Below are 25,015 nucleotides of genomic sequence, written 5' to 3'. Positions count from 1 at the left end.
ACAATGGAGAAGCGCAGTGCAAACCTTTAACGCCGATCTTGCCATTATCGGGGCCGGAGGTGCTGGCTTACGTGCAGCAATAGCCGCAGCGGAAGCCAACCCCCAACTGAAGATTGCTTTGATCTCGAAAGTTTACCCAATGCGTAGCCATACCGTGGCTGCCGAGGGGGGATCAGCTGCCGTCACACAGGACCACGATACGTTTGACTATCATTTCCACGATACCGTTGCGGGCGGTGACTGGTTATGCGAACAAGATGTTGTTGACCATTTTGTCCACAGTTGCCCCGAAGAAATGGCACAGTTAGAAATTTGGGGCTGCCCATGGAGCCGCAAAGAGGATGGTTCGGTTAACGTCCGCCGCTTTGGTGGTATGAAAATTGAGCGCACATGGTTTGCTGCCGATAAAACCGGTTTCCACATGCTGCACACCCTATTCCAAACCTCCCTTAAGTATCCGCAAATTCAGCGTTTTGATGAGCATTTCGTCTTGGATATTCTGGTAGACGATGGTCAGGCACGCGGTGTAGTTGCCATGAATATGATGGAAGGCACCCGCGTACAAATCCGCGCGAACGCCGTGATCATGGCCACAGGGGGGGCTGGCCGGGTTTATCGTTATAACACCAACGGCGGTATTGTTACCGGGGATGGTATGGGGATGGCATTCCACCATGGCGTTCCACTGCGGGATATGGAATTTGTACAATATCACCCAACGGGCTTGCCGGGCTCTGGCATCCTGATGACTGAAGGTTGCCGTGGTGAAGGCGGAATTCTGGTTAATAAAGACGGCTATCGTTACTTGCAGGATTACGGCATGGGGCCTGAAACGCCACTCGGTGAACCTAAAAACAAGTACATGGAATTAGGCCCGCGGGATAAAGTTTCGCAAGCATTCTGGCATGAATGGCGTGCTGGCCGCACGGTTGCGACGCCACGTGGTGATGTAGTTTATCTGGATTTACGCCATCTGGGTGAGAAAAAACTACTTGAGCGCCTGCCGTTTATTTGCGAATTGGCAAAAGCCTATGTCGGTGTTGACCCGGTTAAAGACCCCATCCCTGTACGCCCAACCGCGCACTACACCATGGGCGGTATCGAAACCAATCCGCGATGTGAAACCCGAATCAAAGGCTTGTTTGCGGTCGGCGAATGCTCTTCTGTTGGCCTGCACGGCGCTAACCGTTTAGGTTCCAATTCATTGGCTGAACTGGTGGTATTTGGCCGTGTGGCCGGTGAACAAGCGGCTTTACGGGCTATGGAAAGCGGCCCAGCAAATGGTAGCGCACTGGATGCCCAAACTCGTGACGTGGAAACCCGCCTGAGCAATTTGATGAAACAGGAAGGAACTGAGAACTGGTCTAAGATTCGCGATGAAATGGGTCTGTCGATGGAAGAGGGTTGCGGTATTTACCGTACACCGGAACTGATGCAGAAAACCGTGGATAAACTGGCCGAGCTGAAAGAACGTTTCAAACGTGTGAAAATCACTGATAACTCCAGCGTATTTAATACTGATCTGCTCTACACCATTGAGCTGGGTTATGGTTTGGATGTGGCCGAATGCATGGCACATTCTGCGCTCAATCGTAAAGAATCTCGTGGTGCCCACCAGCGTTTGGACGAAGGCTGTACCGAACGTGATGACGTTAACTTCCTCAAACACACCTTAGCCTTCCATACGCCGGGTGGTGCACCGCGTATTGAATACAGCGATGTGAAAATCACCAAACTGGTACCGGCCAAGCGGGTCTATGGTGGCGAAGCCACCGCCCAAGACGCAAAAGATGCACAAGATTTAAAGGATAAGGAGCAAGCGAATGACTGATATGAACGTCCTGAAAATGGAAGTCATGCGCTATAACCCGGAACGTGATAGCGAACCTCACTTTGAAACTTTCGAAGTGCCTTACGATGAACAGACGTCTCTACTCGACGCACTGGGTTATATCAAAGATAACCTGGCACCGGATCTATCTTATCGCTGGTCTTGTCGAATGGCGATTTGTGGCTCCTGCGGCATGATGGTCAACAAGGTGCCGAAACTCGCCTGTAAGACCTTCCTGCGGGAATATACTGCGGGGATGAAAGTCGAAGCGCTGGGTAACTTCCCGATTGAACGCGATTTAGTAGTTGATATGACTCACTTTATCGAAAGTCTGGAAGCCATCAAACCTTATATTATTGGCAACGAACGTCTACCCAAGGATGGGCCTAATAAGCAGACACCAGCCCAGATGGCGAAATACCATCAGTTTTCCGGCTGTATCAACTGTGGTTTGTGCTATGCCGCCTGCCCACAGTTTGGCTTAAACCCTGAGTTTATTGGCCCCGCCGCAATCACCCTGGCGCACCGTTACAATCTGGACAGCCGTGACCACGGTAAGAAAGAGCGTATGCCTCAGCTAAACGGTAAAAATGGCGTATGGAGCTGTACCTTCGTCGGCTACTGTTCTGAAGTTTGTCCAAAACACGTTGATCCCGCTGCTGCTATCCAGCAGGGCAAGGTCGAAAGTGCGAAAGACTTTATGATCGCTATGCTGAAACCACAATAAGGGAGGGGAGACAGCAATGACAACCAAACGTAAAGCTTATGTTCGAACCATGGCACCAAACTGGTGGCAACAGCTCGGTTTCTACCGTTTTTATATGCTGCGTGAAGGTACATCCATTCCAGCCGTGTGGTTTAGTGTGCTATTGATTTACGGTGTATTCGCACTGAAGAGTGGCCCCGAAGGGTGGGAAGGGTTTATCGGCTTCCTGCAAAACCCGCTGGTGCTATTTCTGAATATCCTTACGCTATTCGCCGCGCTGCTACACACCAAAACTTGGTTTGAGCTGGCACCGAAAGCGGTCAATATTATCGTTAAAAGCGAAAAAATGAGTCCAGAGCCAGTGATTAAGGCGCTATGGGTTGTGACTGTCATGGCTAGCGCGATTATCCTGGCCGTCGCCTTACTCTAACCCGGAGGAGAAAAAGATGAATCAAGTCCCTAAACGCTCCGATGAACCGATCTTCTGGGGTCTGTTTGGTGCTGGTGGCATGTGGGGTGCAATTATTGCCCCAGCGATTATTCTGCTGGTCGCTATTTTATTGCCATTGGGTGCATTCCCAGGTGACGCGCTGAGCTACGAACGTATTCTGGCATTTTGTCAGAGCTTTATTGGCCGGGTATTCCTGCTGCTGATGGTCATTTTGCCTTTATGGTGCGGTTTACACCGTATTCACCATGCCATGCATGATTTGAAAATCCACGTCCCGGCAGGGAAATGGGTATTTTATGGCCTTGCGGCAATTTTGAGTGTGGTCACTTTTATCGGTGTGCTGACACTGTAGTCATAGTCACTCATACAGTATTAGCGGCCTGCTATTCTGGCAGGCCGTTCTTTGGTTAAAGCGATCAGTTCGGTTGTCATAACTTCACAGCTCACTTGACCTCCGTAGGCCACCAGTGAAGGGCCTTGCCGCCTTATGACACATAACGTGATGACACAAGCTTTATGATGCTAACTTCAAACCGATAATCCCTGCCAGAATCAGCCCTAAGCTTAATATCCGCGCCAGACTGGCTGACTCCCCCAGTAGCACAATCCCTAAAATGGCAGTACCTACCGCACCAATACCAGTCCAAACAGCGTAAGCCGTGCCTGCTGGCAAACTTTTCATCGCATAGGCCAACAGAAAGACACTGGCAGCCATCGCCACAAGGGTAATGATGCTCGGCGTCAGCCGCGAAAACCCATGAGAATACTTCAAGCCAATGGCCCAAATAACCTCTAATAGACCAGCAATAACCAGAATAATCCAAGCCATGGTAACAACCTCGCTCAGGCGGGGCCGTCCCCGAAAAACAGATGCGTAACTGGGTCGTCCCAGCCAGCGGAGAGATAAGAACAATACATTATCACGCTCAATAATTAGCGGCAATATTGCTAGCGCCAGATAACAGAAAACCGCCGTTTAAGCGGTTTGAGGTTATTGACAAAGTGCCCGCGACGGAGAGAACAGGCAGATCGTAAAGACGCCGGCTTCCCTGTATAAAAATAGCCTTCCCTGGGGGCTCGAGCCGCGCCATCCTTGGCGCGGACTCTTTACTCTTCTGCCTATCCTCACCGTTCAAGATCGAGTCATCGGGGTTTGTCAGCAGTCTGAAACCGCCGTTTAAGCGGTTTCCTTTCGTTCTTAGCGCGATTGATTACGACTTAGTTCTTACGAACCTAGCTATTACAAACTGGCTATTACAAACCTAGCTATCACGGCTTACTTCACGCGAGAAACATATTCGCCAGAGCGGGTATCAACTTTGATGATTTCGCCAACCTGTACGAATAATGGCACTTTAACCACGGCACCGGTGCTCAAGGTTGCAGGCTTACCACCCGTACCCGCAGTGTCGCCTTTCAGGCCTGGATCAGTATCAACGATTTCAAGCTCAACAAAGTTTGGTGGGGTCACAGTAATTGGCTGGCCGTTCCACAGAGTTACGATACATTCAGCTTGGTCAATCAGCCATTTACCGTTATCACCAACGGCCTTGGCATCAGCTTGCAGCTGTTCGTAAGTCTCGTTATTCATGAAATGCCAGAACTCACCGTCGTTATACAGGTAAGTCAGGTTCATATCATTAACGTCAGCACCTTCCAGAGAATCTGTTGATTTAAAGGTCTTTTCAACGCGCCCACCAGTCAGCAGGCGGCGCATCTTAACACGAGCAAAAGCCTGGCCTTTGCCGGGTTTTACGAACTCGCTCGACTCAACTGCATAAGGTTCGCCCTCGAACATGATTTTAAGACCGGGACGAAAATCGTTGCTATAATAACTGGCCATGATGGTCCTCAAGAAACTGGTAGTAAGCCTAAAAAATGGCAAGTATTGTAACCCGAAACATGCCAATTAGAGAAGATTGGTTGCAACAACTCGCCGATGTAATTACTGATCCGGACGAATTGCTACGTATTTTGTTCTTAAATGAACACCCCCACCTGCAACAAGGCACCGGTGCTCGTCGTTTATTCCCCCTGCGCGTGCCCCGCGCTTTTGTTGCTCGTATGCAACCGGGAAATGCATCAGATCCTTTATTACTTCAGGTGCTGACCGCGCGTGAAGAGTTTATTGCCGCTCCCGGTTTTACCAGCGATCCACTTGATGAACAGCGCAGCGTCGTTCCAGGCCTGTTACATAAATACCGTAACCGCGCGCTGTTGTTGGTCAAAGGTGGCTGTGCAGTCAATTGCCGCTATTGCTTCCGCCGCCATTTCCCTTATCAGGATAATCAAGGCAATAAAACTAACTGGCTACAAGCACTGGATTATATTCGTCAACACCCTGAACTGGACGAGATCATTTTTTCAGGGGGTGACCCGTTAATGGCAAAAGATCACGAACTCAGTTGGTTACTGGATCAACTGGAGGATATAAAGCATATCCGGCGGTTACGTATTCATACCCGATTACCGGTGGTGATCCCTGCCCGTATTACTGTAACCCTGTGTCAACGGTTGGGAAGCTCACGGTTACAGGTATTAATGGTGACACATATCAACCATGCCAACGAAATAGACCAACCCCTACGAGACAGTATGGCACGGTTGAAGCAGGTAGGTGTGACGCTATTAAACCAGAGTGTATTACTGCGTGGGGTGAATAATGATGCGGATGTACTGGCAACATTAAGCAATGCCTTATTTGATGCCGGAATTTTGCCTTATTACATCCATGTATTGGATAAAGTACAGGGCGCAGCCCACTTTATGGTCGACGATGACGAAGCGCGGCAATTGATGAAAGGTTTACTAAGCCGTGTATCCGGTTACCTGGTACCGCGTCTCACAAGGGAAGTCGGTGGAGAACCAAGTAAAACACCATTGGATTTGAGACTGACGCAAAATTAATCACTGACCGTGCAAGGCACGCGCAGACTCATCTCAATAACCTATCATCTATTAAATAAAACTCAGGAGACACCATAAGGTATCCCCTGTTTTGTTTACGATGAAAAAACGTATAACAAAGCACAGCCACTAATACCTCTACATTTGAGCTATTGAGGGCATTTATAAACTTGGCCAACCATTTTACTTTCTAGTGGTGCAAAGCTTGATAAGAAGGTTTCACTCGGGCTGGTTGCGCCATAGATGACGTTGCCACCCATTGCCGCTGCTTTATTACGCAGGTCATTTGCTGCACCACGCATTGAGCTGCTTTCCCCGCCCTGACCTGATAACCAGTTACTTTGAGTACCGGTTACTTGCCCGACTAGCTGGCACTCACTGCCGGGCTGAGTATCAGAAAACTTCACTTGCTCACCCGCCGAACTCAATGGGTTAGAGGAGCTACAACCCGCCAACAACAGTGCGGCTGAAAGGCCAAATAATATCTTAATCTTTAGTAAAACATTACTTCTTAGTAACACATTAATCCGCATTTTTTTCCCCATTCGACGTTTGAGAATCACGTTAAAGATTACCAGAAAGCACCGCTGCCGCTTAGGCATCCGTTGCCGAAACTATCCAGACACAATGTTCTGAGAAACATATACCAACAATATCAGGTGTTACAGCAAGGTAACCCCGATGAACTTATAAAAACTAAGTGATTCGGGTGACAAATCTACCAAAAGCAGATTTGAACGCTGTTTGCAGCCGCCTCTCAGAGGTGAGGTCCATGAATAGACCGAATAACGAGCGCCGCTAACACTGCTGTAACAACAAATATGAAGGGTATAACAGTTTACACATTAAATCAGCGTGATAGATAAAAAAAGTCCAGCAATCATCACACAGACATAGAATAAAGCCGCTTTAGGACGTTAGATTGCAAAATGTAGGTCAGAAAGAATTGAGTGTAGAACTCAGTTGTGGCGTGGTTATGACAGAGATCAGAAGCAACAGATTTAGTGCTTAATACAATTTAAATTACAGTCTTCACAAAATAAAAGCGAGCAGGTCACCCTACTCGCTTTTATCAACAGCTTTACCTTTTGCTGCCTTTAACTACTTTTTAGCGAAAAAGCACCAAAGACCGCAGAAAGGCCGGGAGCATTACATCATGCCGCCCATGCCGCCCATACCACCCATGCCGCCAGCGCCCATATCAGCACCTTTGTCATCACGCGGCAGGTCAGTGATCATGCACTCGGTGGTGATCATCAGGCCAGCAATAGAGGCTGCGTACTGCAGAGCAGAACGAGTCACTTTAGTTGGATCCAAGATACCCATCGCGATCATGTCGCCGTATTCTTCAGTATAAGCGTTGTAACCGAAGCTACCTTCACCCGCTTTAACTTTGTTCGCGATAACAGAGGCTTCTTCGCCCGCGTTAACCACGATCTGACGCAGTGGAGATTCCATCGCACGCAGAGCAACTTTAATACCCACGTTCTGGTCTTCGTTATCGCCTTTCAGGCCAGCGATAGCGTGAGCTGCACGAATCAGTGCAACACCACCACCCGCTACTACGCCTTCTTCTACTGCGGCACGAGTTGCGTGCAGAGCATCTTCAACACGTGCTTTCTTCTCTTTCATTTCAACTTCAGTTGCGGCGCCCACTTTGATTACGGCAACGCCGCCAGCCAGTTTAGCAACACGCTCTTGCAGTTTTTCTTTGTCGTAGTCAGAAGTTGCATCTTCAATCTGCTGACGAATCTGAGCCACACGGCCTTGGATTGCAGCTTCATCGCCTACGCCATCAATGATGATGGTGGTGTCTTTGTTGATAACAACACGTTTCGCCTGACCCAGATCTTCCAGAGTGGTTTTTTCCAGTTCCAGACCGATCTCTTCAGAGATAACAGTACCCGCAGTCAGGGTCGCGATGTCTTGCAGCATAGCTTTACGACGGTCGCCGAAGCCAGGTGCTTTAACCGCTGCAACTTTAACGATACCGCGCATGGTGTTGACTACCAGAGTCGCCAAGGCTTCGCCTTCAACGTCTTCTGCAATGATCAGCAGTGGCTTGCCGGCTTTCGCTACGGCTTCCAGAACTGGCAGCATTTCACGGATGTTAGAGATTTTCTTGTCAGCCAACAGGATGAATGGGCTTTCAAGTTCAATAGAACCAGTTTCTGGTTTATTGATGAAGTAAGGAGACAGGTAGCCGCGATCAAACTGCATACCTTCTACAACGTCCAGCTCGTCTTGCAGGCCTGAACCTTCTTCAACGGTGATAACGCCTTCTTTACCGACTTTTTCCATCGCTTGAGCGATCAGCTCGCCAACGGTTGAGTCGGAGTTTGCAGAGATAGTACCTACCTGAGCAATTGCTTTAGAATCAGAGCAAGGTACAGACAGTTTTTTCAGCTCTTCTACCGCTGCGATAACCGCTTTGTCGATGCCGCGCTTCAGATCCATTGGGTTCATGCCTGCGGCAACCGCTTTCAGGCCTTCAGTGATGATAGATTGAGCCAATACTGTTGCAGTCGTGGTACCGTCACCCGCAGCGTCATTCGCTTTAGAGGCAACTTCTTTAACCATCTGTGCGCCCATGTTCTCAAACTTGTCTTCCAGTTCGATTTCACGTGCAACAGAAACACCGTCTTTAGTGATAGTTGGAGAGCCGAAAGACTTGTCCAGAACTACGTTACGGCCTTTAGGGCCCAGAGTCACTTTCACTGCATCAGCAAGGATGTTTACGCCGCGTAGCATTTTAATGCGAGCGTCGTTACCGAATTTTACGTCTTTAGCTGCCATTGGTATTTCCCTTAACTCGTTCAGTTCAGAAGATTAGAGAGCGTGATTACGCTTCAACAATTGCCAGAATGTCGCTTTCTGACATGATCAACACTTCTTCATTGTCGATCTTCTCAGCCTTCACGCCGTAACCATCGTTGAAAATCACGACGTCGCCGATTTTCACATCCAGCGGCTTGATTTCACCGTTATCCAGGATGCGACCATTGCCGACTGCCAGAACTTCACCACGGGTAGATTTACCCGCTGCAGTGCCAGTCAGAACGATGCCGCCAGCAGATTTAGATTCAACTTCTTTGCGCTTGACGATAACGCGGTCATGCAATGGACGAATTTTCATTGATAGCTCTCCTATGAGAAGGTCCGTATCAGATTAAGATTAATACCGGTATGACTTCATAACCGATACCGTGGCTTTCTAAGTGGGGGCGACTTCTTGTTCCTTCAAGGGAGGCGACCAAAAATTTTTCATTTTTTTCTCGCCCGACGGTAGATGATTTTATCCGCCTATCGCTTACGGTACAAAGAAAGCACTATAATTTACTTTATAAATTTATGATTAATAAACAGGCTATTAGAAAATTATTCCCTCCTCTTTACTTATCATCTTTAAAACTATCATCCTTAAAACGATTATCTGCTGATTTACCATTTTCATCCGGGCGGTGCTCCACCGTAAAGCGGTCATCGGCTTTACGCTGAAATTCACCATCAAAGGTATCCCCGCCACTCATTGGGCCAGAATCATGGCGATTGCTGTTGCCAAAGCTACCATTGCCAAAGCTACCATTCCCAAAGCCACCACCACGATAAATGTTCAGGTGCGGCATCAATTTCAACGTTAATGTTTTTTGAATCCAAGGCAATAGCAACAACAAGCCGAGGAAGTCAGTGAAGAAACCGGGGATCAGTAACAAAATACCGGCCAAGACCAGTGAAACACTTTTGATCATCTCAGCCGCCGGGCTTTCACCCACTGCCAGCTTTTGTTGCATCTGGATAAAGGTTTTTATGCCCTGATTACGAACCAGTGAGATGCCCACACAGGAGCTAATGATCACTAGCAGCAGGGTGACTAGCACCCCTAACACCGCAGCGACCTTGATAAATATCGATATTTCTATATATGCCAATAAAAATATCAGCGCAAACGGTAACCAACGCACCGTATTCTCCTTAATTTCAATCATTCAGCACCCCTCATCAGGTGAGTAACCTGTCTGACAGATACCATGAAAACCTTGACCTGGTAGGTGCTGATACGGCTATTTTCCTCTATTTGCGGATTTTAGTATCAGCGCTCCCCGTCAACATCGGTCAACTTTACTAAAATGGTGGTGAACAAAGCACTTTTCAAGCAGGGGTAACCGTTTTATTACTCATTAAACTAAGTGTGAGAGCAATCACAGATATCAGATCATCTCGATTAATTCCGGCAATATAGTGATCTTAGTTCAAGGCTTTTTATCGCTAAGCAGCATATCATCCTGTCAGTAATAAGATGGGTGGTTAATATTTCCGTACATATCGTGCATCACCGCATCATATTACTGACAGCAGCATAAATCAGTTAACAAATACAATACAAGACAGCACAAATAGAGAAGGTTCTCATGTCAAATAACATTCGTATTGAAGAAGACCTGTTAGGTACACGAGAAGTCCCCGCAGAGGCTTACTACGGTGTTCATACCCTGCGTGCGATTGAAAACTTCTATATCAGTAACAGTAAAATCAGTGACGTGCCGGAATTTGTACGTGGCATGGTCATGGTAAAAAAAGCGGCGGCAATGGCTAACAAAGAGTTGCATACCATCCCGCGTAAAATTGCAGACATCATTATTCAGGCATGTGATGAAGTTCTGGATAAAGGGAAATGTATGGATCAGTTCCCCGTTGATGTGTTCCAGGGCGGCGCAGGTACCTCTCTCAATATGAACACCAACGAGGTCTTGGCCAATATTGGCCTAGAGCTGATGGGCCACCAAAAAGGGGAATATCAGTATCTTAACCCTAACGACCATCTGAACAAATGCCAGTCCACCAACGATGCCTACCCAACCGGTTTCCGCATTGCGGTCTACGCCTCCATCATCAAGTTGATCGATGCTATCAACCAATTAGGCGAAGGTTTCGGTAGGAAATCTAAAGAATTCGAGAAAATTCTGAAAATGGGCCGCACCCAATTACAGGATGCAGTACCAATGACTCTGGGACAGGAATTCCGCGCCTTCCAGGTGTTATTGAATGAAGAAACCAAAAACCTGCAACGAACCGCCGAGTTGCTATTGGAAGTCAACCTAGGTGCCACCGCCATCGGCACTGCGCTGAATACACCAGAAGGTTATTCACAACTTGCCGTGCAGAAACTGGCAGAAATCAGTGGATTAGCCTGTGTTCCTGCCGAAGACTTGATCGAAGCAACTTCTGATTGCGGCGCTTACGTGATGGTACACAGCGCCCTGAAACGCCTGGCTGTTAAGATGTCCAAAATCTGTAACGACCTACGCTTGCTCTCATCTGGCCCTCGTACTGGTTTGAATGAAATCAACCTACCAGAATTGCAGGCTGGCTCTTCTATCATGCCTGCAAAAGTGAACCCGGTGATCCCTGAAGTTGTCAATCAGGTTTGTTTTAAGGTGATCGGCAACGATACTTGCATTACTATGGCAGCTGAAGCGGGTCAGCTCCAGTTAAACGTGATGGAGCCAGTGATTGGTCAGGCCATGTTTGAGTCTATCCATATCCTGACTAATGCGTGTTACAACCTGTTAGAGAAGTGCATCAATGGCATTACAGCTAACAAAGAGGTCTGCGAGCGTTACGTCTTTAACTCCATAGGCATCGTTACTTATCTTAACCCATTCATTGGCCACCATAATGGTGACATTGTGGGTAAAATCTGTGCGGAAACCGGTAAAAATGTGCGGGAAGTGGTTCTGGAGCGCGGTTTGTTAACTGAAGCCGAACTGGACGACATTTTCTCTGTTGAAAACCTGATGCACCCAGCCTATAAAGCGAAACGTTATACCGATGAAAATGAACAATAATTTAAATATTCGGTAGCCCTCTAAGGCACGCATGCTCCTCTGGACAGCGTGCCTTTTTACTTTCCGGCAAACACAATTTTTTAACTTTTACTTTAAAATTTAAACAAGGAGTAAACACTATGATAGCCGTAGAATTAGTCATCGTTCTGCTGGCCATTTTTCTTGGGGCCAGGTTAGGGGGTATTGGTATAGGTTTTGCAGGCGGAATTGGTGTTCTGGTATTGGCGATCATTGGTGTCAAACCCGGCAGTATCCCGTTCGATGTTATTTCAATTATCATGGCTGTGATTGCCGCTATCTCTGCGATGCAAGTTGCAGGGGGAATGGATTATCTGGTGCAGCAAACTGAAAAGTTACTGCGTAAGAACCCAAAACACATCACCATTCTTGCGCCACTGGTCACTTATTTTCTGACCATCTTCGCCGGGACCGGTAACATTTCGCTGTCAGCTCTGCCAGTCATTGCAGAAGTCGCGAAAGAACAGGGCATCAAACCTTGCCGCCCACTGTCTACCGCTGTCGTTTCCGCACAGATAGCCATTACCGCCTCCCCAATTTCTGCGGCAGTGGTATATATGTCCTCGGTCATGGAAGGCCAAGGTGTCAGTTATTTACATCTGCTGATGATCGTTATCCCCTCCACCCTTTGTGCCGTGTTTGTGATGTCTCTCATCGTCTCTTGGTGCTTTAGCTCCAAGCTGTCCGATGATCCTATTTACCTGAAACGTTTGGAAGAAGGTTTAGTCACCCTACGTGGTGACACCGTAAAAGTGATCAAACCACGGGCTAAAACTTCCGTTCTGCTGTTCCTGGCTGGGGTACTTTGTGTGGTGGCTTATGCGATCATCAACAGCCCAAGTGTTGGGCTAGTTGAAACACCGCTGATGAACACCACTAACGCTATCCTGATCATTATGCTGAGTGTCGCCACTATCACCACGCTGGTCTGCTCGGTTGATACGGATTCAATCTTGAACTCCAGTACCTTCAAAGCCGGTATGAGTGCTTGTATCTGTATCTTAGGTGTGGCCTGGTTGGGTGATACCTTTTACAACACAACCTTGAGTGGATTAAAGAGACTGCGGGTAGCTTGATTCAAGCTCATTCATGGTTACTGGCTGTGATTTTCTTCTTCTGCTCCGCCCTGCTTTACTCTCAAGCTGCAACCGCCAAAGCATTAATGCCAATGGCGCTGGCGCTGAACGTTTCACCATTGGCGGCAATTGCCTCTTTCGCGGCAGTTTCTGGCCTGTTCATCCTGCCAACCTACCCAACACTGGTGGCAGCGGTACAAATGGATGACACCGGGACCACCCGTATTGGTCGCTTTGTGTTTAACCACCCATTCTTTATCCCTGGTACCATCGGGGTTGCACTGGCCGTTTGTTTCGGTTTTGTGATGGGCGGTCTGGTTCTGTAATCTGTCTGATGGGGCGCATCATGCGCCCCAATGACTTCGGTATATCTCTCATCGTTATATAAATCATTTTCTGGCTAGCCCCTGCTTCGGGGTATAGTATGATTTGTAAGCTTATTACGTAACATATCGTGTTATCACGCCGCTCTCCACACCATCATAAAACAGCGCGACCGAAGAGGTTAAGATGTCTGATTCTGATGCTACGACCGATCCAAATGCAGTGTCTTATTCAAATGCTATCGTGGTATTGTGCACCGCCCCCGATGAAGCCAGCGCGCAAAATCTAGCCGCGCAGGTTCTGGGGGAGAAACTGGCCACCTGTGTCACCTTGTTGCCGGGGGCAACCTCACTTTATTACTGGGAAGGTAAACTCGAACAAGAGTATGAGGTTCAGCTATTGTTCAAGAGCAACACTGCCCATCAGCAGGCCCTTCTCACTTATATCAAACAACATCACCCCTACCAAACGCCGGAATTACTGGTGCTACCGGTACGGGACGGAGATAAAGATTACCTGTCATGGCTCAACGCTTCATTACTCTGATCCTGCTGCTGTGCAGCGTATTACTCACCCCGCACAGCGCCCAGTCCTCACTCTTTGGTGAGAATGCATCTTTGGGTGCCAAAAACAGTCAGAGCCGGTTTATTCCGGTCGATCAAGCGTTCGCCTTTGATTTCCGCCAGCAAGGCGATCAGCTGAATCTGAGTTGGCAAATCCATCCCGGTTACTACCTGTATCGGCAGCAAATAAAAATTGTGCCGCAACAAGCGACGCTGGGGGCATTCACCCTGCCAGAAGGCATTACGCATAATGATGAGTTCTATGGTGAAGTCGAAATTTTCAAGCAGCAATTAACCTTGAAGATCCCCATTACTCAGGCGGCTGAACATGCTAGCGTCAGCGTGACCTATCAGGGTTGTGCGGAGGCGGGCTTCTGTTATCCACCAGAAACGCGGGTGATCCCACTTGATGTGGTCGTTGCTGCTTCCACGACTTCAGGCAGCGCTACCACGAGTACATCGGTTAACGTCAATCCATCAGCTACTGTCAATCCACTGGTTACCGTTAATCCACCAGCGGCAACAAAACCAGAGGGCGATGCCGCGCCAGTACCGTCTACGCTACCCTTTTCTCCCTTATGGGCACTGCTAATCGGGATCGGGATCGCATTTACCCCCTGTGTTTTGCCGATGTATCCGTTGATTTCAGCCGTCATTCTTGGCCGTGAGAAACCGCACAGCCAACGGCGAATACTAATATTAGCGGTGGTGTACGTACAAGGGATGGCGCTGACCTATACCTTGCTGGGGTTAGTGGTTGCGGCGGCAGGTTTACAGTTCCAGGCTGCGTTACAGCATCCTTATGTGTTGATTGGCTTATCGGTATTATTCGTACTGTTGGCATTATCAATGTTCGGCCTGTATTCATTGCAATTACCTTCATCATTACAGACCCGCCTTACACAGTGGAGTAATAGCCAACGTGGCGGCTCACTGGCCGGTGTCTTTGCGATGGGTGCACTGGCGGGTCTGATTTGTTCTCCCTGCACTACCGCACCGCTGAGCGCGATCCTGCTCTATATTGCCCAAAGCGGTAATATGCTGGCCGGTGGTGGGACTTTGTACTTATATGCGCTCGGGATGGGGATCCCGCTAGTGGTTGTCACCCTGTTCGGCAACAAACTCATTCCACGCAGCGGTCCGTGGATGCAATATGTCAAAGAGGCTTTTGGTTTTGTGATCCTCGCACTGCCCGTGTTTCTACTGGAAAGGGTGGTGGGGGATGTCTGGGGTTTGCGTTTATGGAGCCTGCTGGCCATCGCGTTCTTTGGCTGGGCGTTTGTATTGAGCCTGAAAGCGCACTCTGGTTGGGTGCGCGTCTGTCAGTTATTGCTATTGGCCGCACTGTTGATCGTGGCCCGCCCCTTGCAAGATTGGGCCTTTAACGGCAACACGCAGCAGAATGAGATCAAACATATAAACTTTCAACTAGTGGCTGATTTGCCCCAATTGCAAGCAGTATTAGCGCAGGCACAGGGTAAACCGGTGATGCTCGATCTGTATGCAGACTGGTGTGTGGCCTGTAAAGAGTTTGAGAAATACACTTTCAGTGATGATAAGGTCCAGCGCCAGTTAGCCAATACCTTGTTGCTGCAAGCGGATGTCACCGCCAACAATGCTGAACATGCCGCATTATTGAAGAAATTTAACGTGTTAGGTTTACCAACTATTCTGTTTTTTGATTCTCAGGGCAATGAGGTCACTGCCGCACGGGTCACCGGTTTTATGGATGCCACGCAATTCTTGCAGCATTTACAAAACACCTCCACGGTTACAAAATAAATAGCCGTCACCACGGCGAGCAGATCTCGCCGTGGCATAATCAGCGCTCAATCACGACACAACTGCGGCGTCTGATAAACGTTTTTTCAACTGGCTGTATTGTTGCTCAACATATTGCTCTGCCGCTGTTTGATCGCTAATCGCCTCAACTTTAACCGCACAATGTTTGAACTCGGGTGTTTTTGACACTGGATCAACATGGTCAACAGTCAGTTCATTACAGGCACCAATCCACCACTGATAGGTCATATACACCGCACCACGATTAGCCCGCTCGGTCACACTGGCACGGGCGATCACTTTTCCGCGTCGTGATGAAATCCAGATCAGCGCCTGATCGATAACCCCCAAATGGCTGGCATCCTCAGGATGGATTTGCACATAGCCCGGCTCATCCGCCAAGATTTTCAAAGTGGCACAGTTACCGGTCATTGAACGGCAACTGTAGTGCCCCACTTCGCGCACGGTACAGAGTGCCAGAGGATAATCACTATCGGTCTGCTCATGAGGCGGCTGCCATGGCGCACAACTGAGCAAACCTTTACCGTCAGCCGTCGCGAATTGGTTATCAGTATAGAGATAAGGTGTTCCAGGGTGATTTTCGGTTGGGCAAGGCCATTGCACGTAGCCCAGCCCCGCCAGTTTCTCATAGGTGGCCCCTGCGAATGGTGGGCACAGGCTACGCATCTCATCCCAGATTTGCTGAGTATTTTGGTATGCCATCGGGTAACCCATGGCGGTTGATATCAGGCTGATAATCTCCCAGTCCGGTTTCACATCCCCTTTCGGTTCAATGGCTTTATTAAAGTGCTGGAACCCCCGGTCAGCGCTGGTATAGACCCCTTCATGCTCCCCCCAGGATGTTGCAGGCAGTACGACATCAGCCAGCTCTGCCGTTTTGGTCATAAAGATATCCTGCACCACGACTAGATCCAGTGCCGCAAAAGCCGCACGCATCGCCGCTAAATCTGGCTCGGTCTGGATTGGATCTTCACCAAATACGTAGTAGGCCTTAAGCTTCCCTTCCGCCACTTTATGCGGCACATCAGTAATCGAATACCCAACATGTGCGGGCAGTTCAGCTACCCCCCAGGCGCGAGCAAAACGCGACCTGGCCTCACTGTCGGTCACTTTTTCATAGCCAGGGAAAGTATTCGGCAACACGCCCATATCACACGCGCCCTGCACATTGTTCTGGCCTCGTACCGGCCCGACGCCTACATTTGGCCGCCCCAGATTACCGGTTAATAACGCTAACGAAGAGAGCCCTTTCACCACATCGACCGCTTGACCCCATTGGGTCACCCCCATCCCCCATAGGAGGGTGGCCGCAGGGGCAGCAGCATAAGTGCGCATGGCCTGACGCACCGCTTTGGCAGACAGCCCCGTAATCGGTTCAACATCCTCTGGGCGGTATGCGGCAACGCCCGCTTTCAGTTCATCGAATCCACGAGTATGGTCGCGGACATAATTTTCGTCGTAGAGTTTTTCTTCAATCAGAACATGAATAAATGCATTGACCAGCGCCATGTTGGCACCATTTTTCAGCGGCAACCATTGATCGGCGATACGGGCGGTTTCAATATGCCGTGGATCACAGACAATAAGCTTAGCCCCCTTATTTTTGGCTTTCAGAATACGTCTGGCAACAATGGGGTGAGAATCCGCCGCGTTATAACCAAAGACCAAAATACAGTCAGTATTCTCAATTTCACCGATAGAGTTGCTCATCGCGCCGTTACCCAGCGTTTGCTGCAACCCAGCCACCGACGGGCCGTGACACAGACGGGCGCAACAATCAATATTGTTGGTGCCGATCGCCGCTCGAGCAAACTTTTGCATCACATAATTGGCTTCGTTACCTGGCCCACGAGAAGAGCCCGTCATCATGATGGCATCAGGCCCATGACGTTCTTTTATGGCGCTAAGTTTGGCCGTGATAAACGCAATCGCCTCCTGCCAGCTCACGGGTTGAAACGCCTCGCCACGCTGACGCCGTAATAAGGGCGTAGTCAACCGTGGCGTCAACAGGCGGGTATCGTTAAGAAAATCCCAGCCGTAGTACCCTTTCAGACACAACTCCCCCTGATTGGTGACACCATCAGCGGGTTCGGCGCCGACAATCTCGCCGTCTTCGACCAATAAATTTAACTTACATCCCGAGCCGCAATAGGGGCAGACCGTGAGGATCTTTTTCATTTTTTATCCTTATGATCGTAGGTTAACGGGCGATACCCGGTGCACTGCCTCGTGCGGCCCGCAATTGTTTTTCGCGCTGTAGGGCTTCCAATACCCCTGGTGTCACCAGTTTCAATGCATTAGTCGGACAGACCTCAATACAAGCTGGGCCGGATCCCCGCTGATGGCATAAATCGCATTTATTCGCCTGTGCTCGCCCTGAGCCACTCGCCATCACCTGTTTACTGTCTGCCGCCTGTGGGCCATCAACCGGTCGCTCAATAATGCTCATGGCACCAAACGGGCACACCAACATGCAGGTTTTACAGCCGATACACCGCGACGCCAGCAGTTGCACGCCATGGGAACCCGTGATAAGCGCCCCGTTTGGACAGGCGTTTTCGCACGGCGCATCTTCACATTGATGGCAAAGTATCGGTGTGCTGACCGCAAAGCTTTTCATGACGCTCAGGCGTGGGTGAAACTGCTCCGGCGTGAGGGTATTGACCTTATTATCTGCGCTATGCGCCACCACACAGGCGATTTCACAGGTCCGGCAGCCAATGCACTGAGTCATATCAGCGATAACAAAACGGTTCATCTTTTTCTCCTGGTCGCAGGCGTTATAAAACGTTCAAATAATAAGCAATGCTCTCTGCCGCTTTGCGCCCCTCAGCGATGGCGGTCACAATCAAGTCAGCTCCTCGCACAATATCGCCACCTGCAAAAATTTTGGGATTACTGGTTTGATAGGGATAGCCGGAGATAGTCGGCGCAACCACCCGCCCCTGTTTATCCAGCACCACATTATGTTCTGCCAACCACGACATTCGGTGAGGGCTGAAACCAAATGCCATGATCACGGCATCAGCAGGAATAAGATGCTCGGAACCGGCGATAGGCAGGGCTTGCCGCCGCCCTTGGGCATCTGCCTGTCCCATTTCGGTGCGAACCATCTTGATACCGGTCACCTGTCCCGATTCATCGACCACAATGCTCAGTGGCTGGAGGTTGAACATAAATTCAGCCCCCTCCTCACGCGCATTTTTCACCTCGCGTTTAGAGCCAGGCATATTCTTTTCATCACGCCGATACGCGCACACTACGCGGCTCGCCCCCTGACGCAGAGAAGTTCGAACACAATCCATGGCGGTATCACCGCCCCCCAACACCACCACACGTTGGTCTTGCATACTGACATAAGGGTGAGCACCGTTGGCGGTGTAGCCCATCAGATGCTGGGTATTACCTATCAGGAATGGCAGGGCATCGTAAACGCCCTGCGCATCTTCATTTTCTAATCCTGAGCGCATGGAACGGTAGGTCCCGACCCCGAGAAACAGAGCATCAAAGTCGTGGAGCAGGTTTTCCATGGTGATATCGCGGCCAATCTCCGTATTCAGGCAAAACTCAACGCCCATCTCGGTGAAAATTTCTCGCCGCCGAGTCATCACCGATTTTTCCAGCTTGAAAGCTGGAATACCGAATGTCAGCAAACCGCCAATTTCGGAATAGCGATCAAACACTACTGGCGTTATGCCATTACGTACCAGAATATCCGCACAGCCCAAACCTGCTGGGCCAGCTCCAATAATGGCCACCCGTTTACCGCTGGGTTTCACCTGTGACAGATCAGGCCGCCAGCCAGTCGCCAGTGCCGTTTCCGTGATGTACCGCTCAATCTGCCCGATAGTCACTGCACCATCGTGGTCATTCAGCGTACAAGACTGCTCACATAAGCGATCTTGCGGGCATACCCGGCCACACACTTCTGGCAAACTACTGGTTTGATGGGATAATTCTGCCGCTTCATGGATCCGCCCCTGATGGGCCAGCGAGATCCATTTCGGTATGGCGTTATGCAGTGGGCATGTCCACTGACAGATGGTTTTATCACCGCATTCCAGGCAACGTTCAGCCTGTTCATGGATTTGGCTTTCAGTAAATGGCAGATAGATTTCAGCGAAGCCCGTTTTACGCTCCGCCAACGGAATTTTTTTCGGCTCCAGACGTGGTGCCCGTGGCCGCTGCAAGAGGTTAACCGGTGTTGCATCGCGGATGCTTTTATTTGACGAGCCGGAGTTATTGGGTAAACGACTGCTATTTGACAAACGACTGTGCGATGCACTGGCCGCATGTATCACCGCGCGACTGAACAAGCGGCCATTGTGCTCATTCAGCGCCATGTGTTGGCGCTTTTGCTGCTGTTGATGCAGTAAATATTGTTGGTCCACCAATGTCAGAGCCTGCGTAGGGCAGGTTTTAATACAGGCTGGACCATCAGGCTGATCAATACAAAGGTCACATTTTTGTGCTTCTGTACGCCGATAAACATCAGCTAAGCGGTGGCTGGCGGGTTGAACCGTTTCGGTGACTACGGTCATCATGCCAAACGGGCAGGCGATCATACAGGTTTTACAGCCAATACATTTTTCCTGAATCACCTGAACACTATTATTCAATTCAACAATGGCACCATTCGGGCAGGTGCTGGCACAAGGGGCATCTTCACAATGATGGCAAAATACCGCCGTCGCACATTGATCGCCTTTGAATACTTTCACCCGAGGGGTGAAATATTCTGGTTTATCAGGAAACTGGCCCTCATGATGGGCTACCACACAAGCCACTTCACAACTCCGACAACCAATACAGCTTTCAGCGTCAGCAACAATAAATGGATTCATTATATTCCTTCCCAGAAGTCATGCCATTGCCGGATAAATAGTTATTATTTACAACAACTCGTCACAATGTTTATCCATTGATTAACCTTATAAACATAATGGTTATAGTGTCGTTTCATTACAATTAATTTTTAGAGCGAAAGAATATAATTGCCAGAGCCAACACGGGGGCCAATGCAAATCGATAAAAAGAGCGAGTATCTTGGATAAATACCCAAATGAGGTTCTGGAGAGAATATTGCAGAGATAGGCTTTCTCCCCCTGATGATAGGAAAATCCCACCGCACTCGTGGTAAGGTACAGAGTCAACCGACAACGGGCTGCCCTGGAAAATGGGGCTATTGGCAAAAAATGGGTTATCGACAGAATAGGCAGCGGTCAACCACACTTGCCAGATAAAGAGGTTGGAGGAGAGTAACGTGCAACGTGAACAAGTTTTAAGTAGCGCACTCAATCTGTTAGAACAGCAAGGGTTGGCAAATACCACGCTAGAAATGCTCGCCAAAGCGCTGTCAGTTGAAGTTAGTGACCTGACACGCTTTTGGCCAGATCGTGAGGCATTGCTCTACGATTGCCTACGCTATCACAGTCAACAGATTGATATCTGGCGGCGTCAGCTACAGCTGGACGAGACCCTATCACCGCAGCAGAAGCTGCTAGCACGCTATCAAACATTGAGCGAGCAAGTACAAAATCAGCGCTACCCCGGTTGCCTGTTTATTGCTGCCTGCAGTTTCTATCCTGATGCTGAGCACCCTATTCACCAATTGGCTGAACAGCAGAAACTGGCCTCGCTACACTATACAAAAGAATTGCTGCAAGAGATGGATGCCGACGATACCGATATGGTCGCACAGCAGATGGAGTTGATTCTGGAGGGTTGCCTGAGCAAGTTACTGATTAAGCGTCAGTTGGCAGATGTTGAGGTTGCCAAATGTTTAGCGGAAGACATATTAACAATGGCACAATGCCGTAAAAACGGTGCCCTAAGCTGAATCTTTCTAACGTGAATGTTACGGCAAGCGCCGGGCGATTTTTCCTGCTTTTGCCTGAAAAGAGAGCGATCAACATAGTTTTAGCGGTTTTAGGTTATAAATTCGTTGACGATCAGCGGCCAATACGGTTTAATGCGCCCCGTTGCCCGGATAGCTCAGTCGGTAGAGCAGGGGATTGAAAATCCCCGTGTCCTTGGTTCGATTCCGAGTCCGGGCACCATACTTATAAGGCCTCGCTGCAAAGCGGGGCTTTTTCGTATCTGGATTCTGGTCTATTTCCGGTCAGACTCCCCCCGCCGATACAACATATTAAACGAGTAGCCTGATTCTATTTAAGACCTCCGTAAAAATTGGGAGGATTACCGTCGCCCAAGCATATCTATCGGTTAACCTGCGGTAAATGAACTCACCAGCCGCAATTTCACGTCAATCAACTTAAATGTAAACGATGACGCTCCATCGCAGTTTTGTGAAAGCCCTGGGATTTGCAAACCTTAAACTATTTCGTTAAGTTCTGGACAACCCAGATTAACGAGCCACCAAGGTCAAGTAATGATTATTGAAGGAAAGAGCAGATGGTCTGTTGAATAATTATAAAACGTTTCCATAATACCAACGCTCGCCAACAAACTAATCATCTGGGTCATCAAAACCACGTAAATCAAGTTTAATCCCCAACTCCTGCACATTATCAGAGAAAATTAACTTCCACTCCTCAACAAGACTGCGGCCTTTTATTATCAATGATGAGCCAGACTGAGATTCATGCTCACAAATAAACCCTTGGTAATAGTCTTCAGAGCGATAAATAAGACCTCACTGGTGAACATATCTGGTAAGCGAATGACGGAGGTGATACGGATTGTATCGTTTGCATTGGATTATACTATGCGTGTGGTGTTGAATATGATCGTGACGTAAACGCGGCTATCACCATACAACGCAAGGGCATAACTGATGTAAACGCAATAGAACTCATCGCACCTCCCCATTAAGGCCAACGTAAATCTGCCATATCGACGGTTATGGCTTGCGCGATGGGAAATGTCGCTTAGGGCCAGGTGCAACTACTCAAACCTAAAGATTCTATTTCATAGGCTTGCATGCTTGTACGCGATGATAATCTGATTCCTTGCATAATATTGGTAACCACTAATCTATTTTTAGGTTCCACATGTTGAAGATAGAGTTTTTCTCCGCCATAACCTGATATAGGGAACCCCCACTCTTGCCCAATCTGTTTTTTACTACCAATAATGTCCAGATTAAGGAGTTCATTACCATCAGCATCAAAATAACGTAGTGCAGCGTAAGTCCTGTTGAATCCACTATGTGCAGTACCACTCACAAGTTTCACTTCAAGTGTTTTTGTCACTAAATTAAGCTCAACTGTCAAAAATTTTCGGTCATTAATTCCTTTAAAGATAAAACTAAATGCATTACCCAAGTCTTCATTTGGCTTTTCATAGTAGGAAGAAATACAATCAGCATACTGTTCTAGTAAAGTTTCCTTTTGTGGACTGGGGAAAATATCGATTGCTAAATATATATTATCTTTAGCTTCCGAAAATTTTGCATGCCACATTACAGGGTGACTACGCAGCGTCTCTGCTGCCGATTTTATACTTTCCAATAAAGAAACCTTTGGATCGTTATTCAACTTTATATTTTGCAAACCATAAGGTGTTATAATAAATTCATTGGTACTGGATTTATTATCAACCACACCCTTATATGCCGGAATTAGCTTTACTCTGCCAGGTTCTTTGTGAAAAATATCAACAAAATGACAAGAAGATAGTGGAAACTCATTTTTGCTCAACGATTGATTAGTTCCCGTGATAACTTCATTGAGTAGCTCATTATTATCTTTATCTTTTATTGTTATTTTCGCATACATACCAGGGAAATGATAATGTGGTTTAGTCTTAGTAATATCAACGGTGACAGTATCATTTTCTTGATCAAAAAATATAGTTGCAAATGTATAATCATTTAGTCCCCGTAAAGAAATTTTCTGTGAAACAATGGGAGAGCCTATTCTGTGGACAAAATCGACTTGTGTTTGACTGTCTTCATTTTTCGCTATCAGATAATTAATTTGGGGTGCATATTTTTTATTTCTTCCTGTTGGAATACGTAATGTATAAGCACCAATCGGGAGATTATATAAAATTTGCTCTTTATCCATAATAGATTGATTATATACATAGTTGTCACCATTCAGTATAATTAATTCTTCACCATAGATCTGGGTAAAATCATCTATAGAAAATTGCAATATCACATTACTTTTTATATCTGTAAATTCAATATTATCTACATCAACAAGACTGAGTTCGCTATTCAAATCTAGCGTTTTTTTAACAGCAGTTAGCTCATCACCTTGCAAGAGTTGATTCAATGGATACACGGCCTTTGCATGGCTAAATAAGTTAAGTTGGTATTGAGCTTGAGATATATGTCCACCAACCATTTGTAAAAATGGTGTAACATCAACTCTATTTTCAACAGTTGTGAAAGTATTTGAGAGCATATCTAATACGGAGTCTACGCTTTTATTTGCATTTTTTCTTTCACGATATATCTGGTTGAAATGAGTGAAGCAATTTACTCCCGCTTTTTCCAACATCAGCATGAAAAAATATAATTTGTTACGTTCCCCCCAGGCGTTTACTTCTTTACCATTATTAATGTTATTTAAAATGCTTTTCTCAACCTCTTTTTGCTTACCGTAATTATATAACCACCCTTTATTAAATTTTTCAGCGCCTAACATAATATCTTGGTAGCAGGCGGCATAAATATTATTCCACACTTCTCTTGTAGAAAAGTATTTATCATCAATAAATCCGCCCTGATAACCATGTGCAATTTCATGCAGGCAGCCCCAGTTAGTAGAATTGGGAGACAGCCAAAATGTATTTACGGAACCAGAGGATGATGCAACCCAATTGTTAGAATAATATGCTGCCCCACCGCCCCCTTTATCTGCTTTAGCAAAATAACGATTCCGTGTATTTTCGTCAGAATTTCTTTGCGGTTCAAAAGACAACCCAGCCAGAGAATTATTGAAAGAAAAAATGTCTTGATAAAACGCCAAAACCTTATCAATACCTCCACTCGTACTGAAAGATTTTAGCCTGTCCTTACTGACTTCTGGGATCAGAATTATGATATATTCTGATTCTACTACGCCAAACTCGGCATTCTGTTTATCCCAATTTTCAAAAAATATGCTCTCATCCTCTCCTGTTTCATAAACTGGCAGTAATTTAGAAGTATCCGGATACTCAAAAACAATCTCAGGAATAACCTCATCACTATATGGGGTATTAATAAAGGGTACTGAAACAGCATCGACACTCAACTCTATCCAATCAGTATTAAAACTTATCGAGCGTTGAGTATTTTGATTGTCATTGAGTAAGCATAATTTAAGCTTCGCCTTAAATTCAGTATTGATTTGTCGGACTTTAATAACTTCACCTGCAGCAAGAATAATGCCTAAATGTTGTCTGTCATGATCAATACCTTTTGACATCCCTGCCTTAATTAACCATTCTGGATATGGCAAGATTTTAAGTTTCTTTGATTTAGTTACTTGTCTCATAAATACAACCCTCACTAAAATGACATAATTAGGTATAC

Annotated in this window: 20 protein-coding genes, 1 tRNA gene and 2 pseudogenes; 11 read left to right on the top strand and 12 right to left on the bottom strand. The window is 47.5% G+C overall.

Annotation, left to right across the window (positions count from 1 at the left end; genetic code table 11):
- Nucleotides 1-16: 16 nt before the first annotated feature.
- The 4 genes from frdA to frdD are packed head-to-tail and all read left to right on the top strand — an operon-like array spanning nucleotide 17 to nucleotide 3,340.
- Nucleotides 17-1,831, top strand: coding sequence for a fumarate reductase (quinol) flavoprotein subunit (gene frdA, locus AC971_RS12965; RefSeq protein ID WP_025382361.1), 1,815 nt, complete (start codon nucleotides 17-19; stop codon nucleotides 1,829-1,831).
- Nucleotides 1,824-2,558, top strand: coding sequence for a succinate dehydrogenase/fumarate reductase iron-sulfur subunit (locus AC971_RS12960; protein WP_025382360.1), 735 nt, complete (start codon nucleotides 1,824-1,826; stop codon nucleotides 2,556-2,558). Before frdA ends, AC971_RS12960 begins: the two co-directional genes overlap by 8 nt.
- A gap of 16 nt (nucleotides 2,559-2,574) precedes the next feature.
- Nucleotides 2,575-2,967, top strand: a complete 393-nt coding sequence (gene frdC / locus AC971_RS12955; RefSeq protein ID WP_025382359.1) for a fumarate reductase subunit FrdC — start codon at nucleotides 2,575-2,577, stop codon at nucleotides 2,965-2,967.
- A gap of 16 nt (nucleotides 2,968-2,983) precedes the next feature.
- The gene (gene frdD / locus AC971_RS12950; protein ID WP_025382358.1) at nucleotides 2,984-3,340 is read left to right on the top strand and encodes a fumarate reductase subunit FrdD; all 357 of its coding nucleotides are present in this window, start codon (nucleotides 2,984-2,986) and stop codon (nucleotides 3,338-3,340) included.
- 162 nt (nucleotides 3,341-3,502) lie between these two features.
- Here frdD and sugE read toward each other — a convergent pair whose 3' ends face one another.
- Both sugE and efp read right to left on the bottom strand, forming a co-directional pair.
- Nucleotides 3,503-3,817, bottom strand: coding sequence for a quaternary ammonium compound efflux SMR transporter SugE (sugE, locus tag AC971_RS12945; RefSeq protein ID WP_002228124.1), 315 nt, complete (start codon nucleotides 3,815-3,817; stop codon nucleotides 3,503-3,505).
- 447 nt (nucleotides 3,818-4,264) lie between these two features.
- Nucleotides 4,265-4,831 (bottom strand): elongation factor P, encoded by a 567-nt coding sequence (efp, locus tag AC971_RS12940; RefSeq protein ID WP_025382357.1) that lies wholly within the window; start codon nucleotides 4,829-4,831, stop codon nucleotides 4,265-4,267.
- A gap of 35 nt (nucleotides 4,832-4,866) precedes the next feature.
- Here efp and epmB point away from each other — a divergent pair, with 35 nt between their 5' ends.
- On the top strand, nucleotides 4,867-5,895 hold the full coding sequence (epmB, locus tag AC971_RS12935) for an EF-P beta-lysylation protein EpmB (protein ID WP_025382356.1): 1,029 nt from the start codon (nucleotides 4,867-4,869) through the stop codon (nucleotides 5,893-5,895).
- A 149-nt stretch (nucleotides 5,896-6,044) separates the two neighbouring features.
- On the opposite strand, the gene AC971_RS12930 is transcribed toward epmB, so the two are convergent.
- The 4 genes from AC971_RS12930 to AC971_RS12915 form a co-directional block, all read right to left on the bottom strand.
- Nucleotides 6,045-6,428: a DUF4156 domain-containing protein gene (locus AC971_RS12930; RefSeq protein ID WP_025382355.1), complete on the bottom strand. Its 384-nt coding sequence runs from the start codon at nucleotides 6,426-6,428 to the stop codon at nucleotides 6,045-6,047.
- A gap of 616 nt (nucleotides 6,429-7,044) precedes the next feature.
- Nucleotides 7,045-8,691 carry a chaperonin GroEL gene (gene groL, locus AC971_RS12925; protein ID WP_025382354.1) on the bottom strand — a complete coding sequence of 549 codons (1,647 nt, stop codon included), beginning with the start codon at nucleotides 8,689-8,691 and terminating at the stop codon, nucleotides 7,045-7,047.
- 46 nt (nucleotides 8,692-8,737) lie between these two features.
- Nucleotides 8,738-9,031, bottom strand: coding sequence for a co-chaperone GroES (locus tag AC971_RS12920; protein ID WP_025382353.1), 294 nt, complete (start codon nucleotides 9,029-9,031; stop codon nucleotides 8,738-8,740).
- A 256-nt stretch (nucleotides 9,032-9,287) separates the two neighbouring features.
- Complete coding sequence (locus AC971_RS12915; protein ID WP_038402513.1) at nucleotides 9,288-9,857, bottom strand: FxsA family protein; 570 nt, start codon at nucleotides 9,855-9,857, stop codon at nucleotides 9,288-9,290.
- A 447-nt stretch (nucleotides 9,858-10,304) separates the two neighbouring features.
- On the opposite strand from AC971_RS12915, the gene aspA reads away from it, so the two are divergent.
- The 4 genes and pseudogenes from aspA (at nucleotide 10,305) to AC971_RS12895 (ending at nucleotide 15,504) form a co-directional block, all read left to right on the top strand.
- Entirely contained in the window at nucleotides 10,305-11,741 is a 1,437-nt protein-coding gene (gene aspA, locus AC971_RS12910) for an aspartate ammonia-lyase (protein ID WP_025382351.1), read from the top strand.
- Between the two features lie 119 nt (nucleotides 11,742-11,860).
- A pseudogene (locus AC971_RS12905) lies at nucleotides 11,861-13,161 on the top strand (anaerobic C4-dicarboxylate transporter).
- A 184-nt stretch (nucleotides 13,162-13,345) separates the two neighbouring features.
- On the top strand, nucleotides 13,346-13,705 hold the full coding sequence (cutA, locus tag AC971_RS12900) for a divalent cation tolerance protein CutA (protein ID WP_025382350.1): 360 nt from the start codon (nucleotides 13,346-13,348) through the stop codon (nucleotides 13,703-13,705).
- Complete coding sequence (locus AC971_RS12895; protein ID WP_025382349.1) at nucleotides 13,681-15,504, top strand: protein-disulfide reductase DsbD; 1,824 nt, start codon at nucleotides 13,681-13,683, stop codon at nucleotides 15,502-15,504. The genes cutA and AC971_RS12895 overlap by 25 nt, the downstream gene beginning before the upstream one ends.
- A 51-nt stretch (nucleotides 15,505-15,555) precedes the next feature.
- Here AC971_RS12895 and fdhF read toward each other — a convergent pair whose 3' ends face one another.
- The 4 genes and pseudogenes from fdhF to AC971_RS25630 form a co-directional block, all read right to left on the bottom strand.
- Nucleotides 15,556-17,703: a formate dehydrogenase subunit alpha gene (gene fdhF / locus AC971_RS12890; RefSeq protein WP_025382348.1), complete on the bottom strand. Its 2,148-nt coding sequence runs from the start codon at nucleotides 17,701-17,703 to the stop codon at nucleotides 15,556-15,558.
- A gap of 22 nt (nucleotides 17,704-17,725) precedes the next feature.
- Nucleotides 17,726-18,283 carry a 4Fe-4S binding protein gene (locus AC971_RS12885; protein ID WP_025382347.1) on the bottom strand — a complete coding sequence of 186 codons (558 nt, stop codon included), beginning with the start codon at nucleotides 18,281-18,283 and terminating at the stop codon, nucleotides 17,726-17,728.
- Between the two features lie 22 nt (nucleotides 18,284-18,305).
- Nucleotides 18,306-20,369 carry a formate-dependent uric acid utilization protein AegA gene (gene aegA, locus AC971_RS12880; RefSeq protein ID WP_025382346.1) on the bottom strand — a complete coding sequence of 688 codons (2,064 nt, stop codon included), beginning with the start codon at nucleotides 20,367-20,369 and terminating at the stop codon, nucleotides 18,306-18,308.
- A 205-nt stretch (nucleotides 20,370-20,574) separates the two neighbouring features.
- Nucleotides 20,575-20,757: pseudogene (locus AC971_RS25630) on the bottom strand (hypothetical protein); the annotation flags it as partial.
- A gap of 31 nt (nucleotides 20,758-20,788) precedes the next feature.
- On the opposite strand from AC971_RS25630, the gene AC971_RS12875 reads away from it, so the two are divergent.
- Nucleotides 20,789-21,364 carry a transcriptional regulator gene (locus AC971_RS12875; protein WP_025382345.1) on the top strand — a complete coding sequence of 192 codons (576 nt, stop codon included), beginning with the start codon at nucleotides 20,789-20,791 and terminating at the stop codon, nucleotides 21,362-21,364.
- A 144-nt stretch (nucleotides 21,365-21,508) separates the two neighbouring features.
- Nucleotides 21,509-21,584: transfer RNA gene (locus tag AC971_RS12870), tRNA-Phe, on the top strand.
- 410 nt (nucleotides 21,585-21,994) lie between these two features.
- Here the strand turns inward: AC971_RS12870 and AC971_RS24330 are convergent.
- Together AC971_RS24330 and AC971_RS12865 are read right to left on the bottom strand one after the other, a co-directional pair.
- On the bottom strand, nucleotides 21,995-22,141 hold the full coding sequence (locus tag AC971_RS24330; protein WP_231573017.1) for a hypothetical protein: 147 nt from the start codon (nucleotides 22,139-22,141) through the stop codon (nucleotides 21,995-21,997).
- A gap of 274 nt (nucleotides 22,142-22,415) precedes the next feature.
- Nucleotides 22,416-24,977 carry a putative mucin/carbohydrate-binding domain-containing protein gene (locus AC971_RS12865; RefSeq protein WP_025382344.1) on the bottom strand — a complete coding sequence of 854 codons (2,562 nt, stop codon included), beginning with the start codon at nucleotides 24,975-24,977 and terminating at the stop codon, nucleotides 22,416-22,418.
- Nucleotides 24,978-25,015: the final 38 nt, after the last annotated feature.

This window comes from Yersinia similis, assembly GCF_001053095.1.
Taxonomy (GTDB): Bacteria; Pseudomonadota; Gammaproteobacteria; order Enterobacterales; family Enterobacteriaceae; genus Yersinia; species Yersinia similis.
Note: the sequence above shows the minus strand (reverse complement) of the source record. Positions and strands in the feature narration are given on the sequence as shown.

What these genes read in the sequence shown, in the direction of transcription:
- AC971_RS12960 (WP_025382360.1), top strand. Translation starts at nt 1,824, where the DNA reads ATGACTGATATGAACGTCCTGAAAATGGAAGTCATGCGCTATAACCCG.
- efp (WP_025382357.1), bottom strand. Translation starts at nt 4,831, where the DNA reads ATGGCCAGTTATTATAGCAACGATTTTCGTCCCGGTCTTAAAATCATG.
- AC971_RS12885 (WP_025382347.1), bottom strand. Translation starts at nt 18,283, where the DNA reads ATGAACCGTTTTGTTATCGCTGATATGACTCAGTGCATTGGCTGCCGG.
- AC971_RS12895 (WP_025382349.1), top strand. Translation starts at nt 13,681, where the DNA reads ATGGCTCAACGCTTCATTACTCTGATCCTGCTGCTGTGCAGCGTATTA.
- AC971_RS12930 (WP_025382355.1), bottom strand. Translation starts at nt 6,428, where the DNA reads ATGCGGATTAATGTGTTACTAAGAAGTAATGTTTTACTAAAGATTAAG.
- frdD (WP_025382358.1), top strand. Translation starts at nt 2,984, where the DNA reads ATGAATCAAGTCCCTAAACGCTCCGATGAACCGATCTTCTGGGGTCTG.
- groL (WP_025382354.1), bottom strand. Translation starts at nt 8,691, where the DNA reads ATGGCAGCTAAAGACGTAAAATTCGGTAACGACGCTCGCATTAAAATG.
- sugE (WP_002228124.1), bottom strand. Translation starts at nt 3,817, where the DNA reads ATGGCTTGGATTATTCTGGTTATTGCTGGTCTATTAGAGGTTATTTGG.
- aegA (WP_025382346.1), bottom strand. Translation starts at nt 20,369, where the DNA reads ATGAATCCATTTATTGTTGCTGACGCTGAAAGCTGTATTGGTTGTCGG.
- AC971_RS12920 (WP_025382353.1), bottom strand. Translation starts at nt 9,031, where the DNA reads ATGAAAATTCGTCCATTGCATGACCGCGTTATCGTCAAGCGCAAAGAA.
- aspA (WP_025382351.1), top strand. Translation starts at nt 10,305, where the DNA reads ATGTCAAATAACATTCGTATTGAAGAAGACCTGTTAGGTACACGAGAA.
- AC971_RS12865 (WP_025382344.1), bottom strand. Translation starts at nt 24,977, where the DNA reads ATGAGACAAGTAACTAAATCAAAGAAACTTAAAATCTTGCCATATCCA.
- frdC (WP_025382359.1), top strand. Translation starts at nt 2,575, where the DNA reads ATGACAACCAAACGTAAAGCTTATGTTCGAACCATGGCACCAAACTGG.
- cutA (WP_025382350.1), top strand. Translation starts at nt 13,346, where the DNA reads ATGTCTGATTCTGATGCTACGACCGATCCAAATGCAGTGTCTTATTCA.
- fdhF (WP_025382348.1), bottom strand. Translation starts at nt 17,703, where the DNA reads ATGAAAAAGATCCTCACGGTCTGCCCCTATTGCGGCTCGGGATGTAAG.
- epmB (WP_025382356.1), top strand. Translation starts at nt 4,867, where the DNA reads ATGGCAAGTATTGTAACCCGAAACATGCCAATTAGAGAAGATTGGTTG.